4 protein-coding genes are annotated in these 4,209 nt (G+C 43.2%); all 4 read left to right on the top strand.

Features of this window, described 5'->3' with window-relative positions; translation table 11 throughout:
• A partial coding sequence (gene sdaAB, locus AC1DUW_RS22105; protein ID WP_477643470.1) for an L-serine ammonia-lyase, iron-sulfur-dependent subunit beta occupies positions 1–585 on the top strand: 585 nt, incomplete at its 5' end.
• 37 nt (positions 586–622) lie between these two features.
• Positions 623–1,507, top strand: a complete 885-nt coding sequence (sdaAA, locus tag AC1DUW_RS22100) for an L-serine ammonia-lyase, iron-sulfur-dependent, subunit alpha (RefSeq protein WP_053345285.1) — start codon at positions 623–625, stop codon at positions 1,505–1,507.
• The gene (gene recG, locus AC1DUW_RS22095) at positions 1,504–3,555 is read left to right on the top strand and encodes an ATP-dependent DNA helicase RecG (RefSeq protein ID WP_477643469.1); all 2,052 of its coding nucleotides are present in this window, start codon (positions 1,504–1,506) and stop codon (positions 3,553–3,555) included. The genes sdaAA and recG overlap by 4 nt, the downstream gene beginning before the upstream one ends.
• 121 nt (positions 3,556–3,676) lie before the next feature.
• Positions 3,677–4,209, top strand: a 533-nt coding sequence (gene fapR / locus AC1DUW_RS22090) for a transcription factor FapR (protein ID WP_477643468.1), incomplete at its 3' end; no start/stop codon positions are given.

The following is a 4,209-nucleotide window of genomic DNA, read 5'->3' as shown; positions in this document are numbered from 1 at the left end:
AGAATCGGTAGGGTAGCCAGGAATTTATTCAACAGAGAACCAAAATGGGCCCGTATTTCCTTTTATGGTTCATTTGCCCAAACCTATAAAGGTCATGGAACAGATGTAGCCATTGTAGGAGGCCTGCTTGATTTTGATACATTTGACGAGAGAATCAAAGAATCTCTTGAAATAGCTCGTAAAAAGAAAATGAAAATTACTTTTCGGGAAGAAGAAGCCGTCCCGGAACATCCTAATACTGCGAAAATAACGGTGGGAGATGATGATGGTGAGCTTGAGCTTGTCGGAATATCGATTGGAGGGGGTAAGATCGAGATTATCGAATTGAATGGGTTTAAATTGAGGCTTTCTGGCCATAACCCTGCAATACTGGTTGTTCATGATGACCGCTTTGGTGCAATTGCCAATGTTTCAAACATTTTAGCTAAGCATCAAATTAATATTGGCCAGATGGAAGTGTCCCGCAAAGAGAAAGGGAAGATGGCTTTGATGACCATAGAAGTGGATCATAATCTAGAAGACCTTGTCATCGATGAAATTGCAGCACTCCCTAACATTACACAAGTGGCAAGGATTGTCGATTAATAGGGCAATCGTTTCCACTTAGGAAGGAGAAGATAATATGTTTCGAAATGTAGCGGAATTAGTAGAATTAGCAGAATCAAAGCAGAAAAAAATATCAACTCTCATGATTGAACAGGAAATGGAAGTAACGGGTAAAAGCCGTGATCAAATTATCGATCAAATGGGAGTTAACTTGGATGTGATGGAACAGGCTGTTGAAAAGGGACTGCAAGGTGTACGTTCTGTTTCAGGCCTTACAGGTGGAGATGCAGTTCTTCTTCAGAATTACATTAAATCTGGAAATGCTTTATCAGGTGAACTGTTGTTGGATGCGGTCAGCAAAGCTGTGGCAACAAACGAAGTGAACGCAGCTATGGGGACTATCTGTGCAACACCCACTGCAGGTTCTGCTGGTGTGGTACCTGGCACCCTTTTTGCTTTGCAAAATAAATTAAAACCGAATCGGGAACAGAAAATTGAGTTTTTATTTACAGCAGGTGCGTTTGGTTTTGTTGTAGCGAATAACGCATCCATCTCTGGAGCGGCAGGAGGCTGTCAGGCGGAAGTCGGCTCGGCTTCGGGTATGGCGGCTGCAGCTATCGTTGAATTGGCGGGAGGGACGCCAGCACAAAGTGCAGAAGCGATGGCAATTACTCTAAAGAATATGCTTGGTCTTGTGTGCGACCCGGTTGCTGGGCTCGTGGAAGTACCGTGTGTGAAGCGAAATGCAATGGGTGCAGCAAATGCAATGGTTGCCGCTGATATGGCGTTAGCAGGGATTACAAGCCGGATACCGTGTGATGAAGTCATCGATGCGATGTACAAAATCGGACAAACGATGCCGTCAGCTCTGAGAGAAACAGCACAAGGAGGTTTAGCGGCTACACCGACTGGACGGGAGTTGGAAGCAAAGATCTTTGGCTTGCCGCTAAATAAAAAGTGAACGTTGCTTTACAGGAACCCATAACAGCAGTTAAAGGTATTGGGGGTGAAACGGCTGCGGCCTTGCAGGAAATGGAGATCCATACCGTCGTAGATCTCCTTGAACATCTTCCCTATCGCTATGAAGATTACCGATTGAGAGATTTAGAAACGGTTGAACATGATGAGAGGGTTACTGTAGAAGGGAAGATTCATACGGTCCCGACTTTAGGTTACTTTGGGAAGAAAAAATCCAGACTGACGATCAAATTACTTACAGGCAGATATTTGATAAATGTCATTTTTTTTAATCAACCTTATCTGAAACCGAAGCTTACGATTGGCGAAACCGTCACGGTGACTGGAAAGTGGGACCGACATCGCCAAACCATTACTGGTTCCGAATGTCATGTCGGGGACCATAGTCGGGAAAAAGAGTTCGAACCCGTGTATTCAGTAAAAGGAACTATTACTGTAAAAGGGATGCGTCGCTTTATCGCCAATGCTTTTTCTCAATATGGGGCCATGATTGAAGAAAATTTGCCACCACAACTGTTGGCCACATACAAACTGATGCCGCGTAAAGAAGCTCTTCGCATGATGCATTTTCCTATATCGGCGAATGATGTCAAACAGGCCCGACGCCGTTTTGTGTATGAAGAATTTTTATTCTTTCAATTGAAAATGCAGGCGCTTCGTAAAATACAGCGTGAGCAGTCAAAAGGAACTGGCCAGGACATTGAGGGAGAGCAAGTGAATACATTCATAAAAACCCTACCTTTTCCTTTAACAAACGCTCAAAATAGGGTCGTCGAAGAAATTTTAAATGACATGAAATCTCCTTACCGGATGAACCGTTTGCTTCAAGGGGATGTTGGGTCAGGAAAAACGGTGGTTGCCGCGGTTTGCCTAAATGCAACGATTTCAGCTGGTTTCCAAGGCGCACTTATGGTCCCAACTGAAATTTTGGCTGAGCAGCACACTCAATCATTGAAGGCAATGCTAGAACCCATCGGAGTAAAGGTAGCCTTGTTGACGAGTTCGGTGAAAGGCAAGAAGCGCAGAGAACTATTACAGAATCTTGAATCAGGGGAACTAGACCTTTTGATAGGAACCCATGCATTAATCCAGGATGAAGTGAATTTTAGGAATCTCGGTCTTGTCATAACCGATGAACAACATCGTTTCGGGGTGGAGCAGCGTCGTATCCTTCGTGAAAAAGGCGAAAATCCAGATGTTCTATTTATGACGGCAACACCAATTCCGCGTACGCTTGCGATTACTGTGTTTGGAGAGATGGACGCTTCGACCATTGACGAAATGCCTGCTGGACGCAAAGCTATTGAAACGTATTGGGCGAAGCACCAAATGCTTGATCGGATTTTAACTTTTGTGGAAAAGGAACTTAAGCAGGGTAGACAGGCATACGTCATTTGTCCTTTAATTGAGGAGTCGGAAAAGCTTGATTCTTTACAAAATGTTCTTGATGTTCATGCAATGATGACACAGTACTTTGCGAACCGTTATAAAGTAGGGCTTATGCATGGGCGTTTGCCAGCGGATGAAAAAGACGAAGTAATGCAGCAATTTAGTTCCAATGAAGTGCAAATTCTTGTCTCGACAACGGTTGTCGAAGTTGGCGTAAATGTCCCGAATGCAACGGTGATGGTCATTTATGATGCTGAACGCTTTGGTCTATCCCAGCTCCATCAGTTGCGAGGGCGAGTAGGRCGGGGAAGTGATCAGTCTTTTTGCATTCTTCTGGCTGATCCTAAGACAGAAGTCGGCAAAGAACGAATGAAAATCATGACAGAGACAAATGATGGCTTTGTCCTATCAGAGAAAGATTTAGAACTTAGAGGCCCCGGGGACTTTTTCGGCAAAAAACAAAGCGGGCTTCCTGAGTTCAAAGTAGCCGACATGGTCCACGATTACCGGACCCTAGAAGTTGCTAGGACAGATGCCGCAAAATTGATTGCCTCCCAAAGCTTTTGGCATTCACCAGAATATGCACCTCTAAGGGCTTATTTAGAGAGAACAGGCGTATTAACTGGAGAAAAGCTGGATTAATGAATAATAAAGAAATCCATTAACAGATTGCGAGAATTTCTACAATATCTTGCAATCTGTTTTTAAAATATATATACTACTATTAGTACCTAGTCATAATACTACGGATGGTGACCTTCAAATGCGAAGAAACAAGAAGGAACGCCAGCAATTATTAATCGATACGATTAAACAGAATCCTTTTGTAACGGATGAGGAGCTGGCTGAAAAGTATTCGGTGAGCGTCCAAACAATTAGGCTCGACCGTCTTGAATTATCGATACCGGAGCTTCGAGAACGTATTAAAAACGTGGCCGAGAAAAAATTCAGTGACGAAATTAGAGCTTTGCCTTTGGATGAAATCATCGGGGAAGTAATTGATCTTAATTTAGATGAAAATGCAATTTCTATTTTAGATATAAAAAAAGAGCATGTCTTTAAGCGGAATGGAATTGCAAGGGGACATCACCTTTTTGCCCAAGCAAATTCTTTAGCTGTCGCGGTTATCAATGATGAACTGGCATTAACAGCGAAAGCATCCATTTTATTTACTCGTTCTGTTAAAGAAAATGAAAGAGTGGTAGCTAAAGCGAAAGTTAAAAACGTGGACCACACTACAGATCGTTCCGTGGTGGAAGTCAGAAGCTACGTGGGAAATGAACTGGTTTTTAAAGG

The sequence above is a fragment of the Peribacillus sp. P4_C12 genome, assembly GCF_056402095.1.
This window is presented reverse-complemented; position numbering and strand designations above follow the sequence as displayed.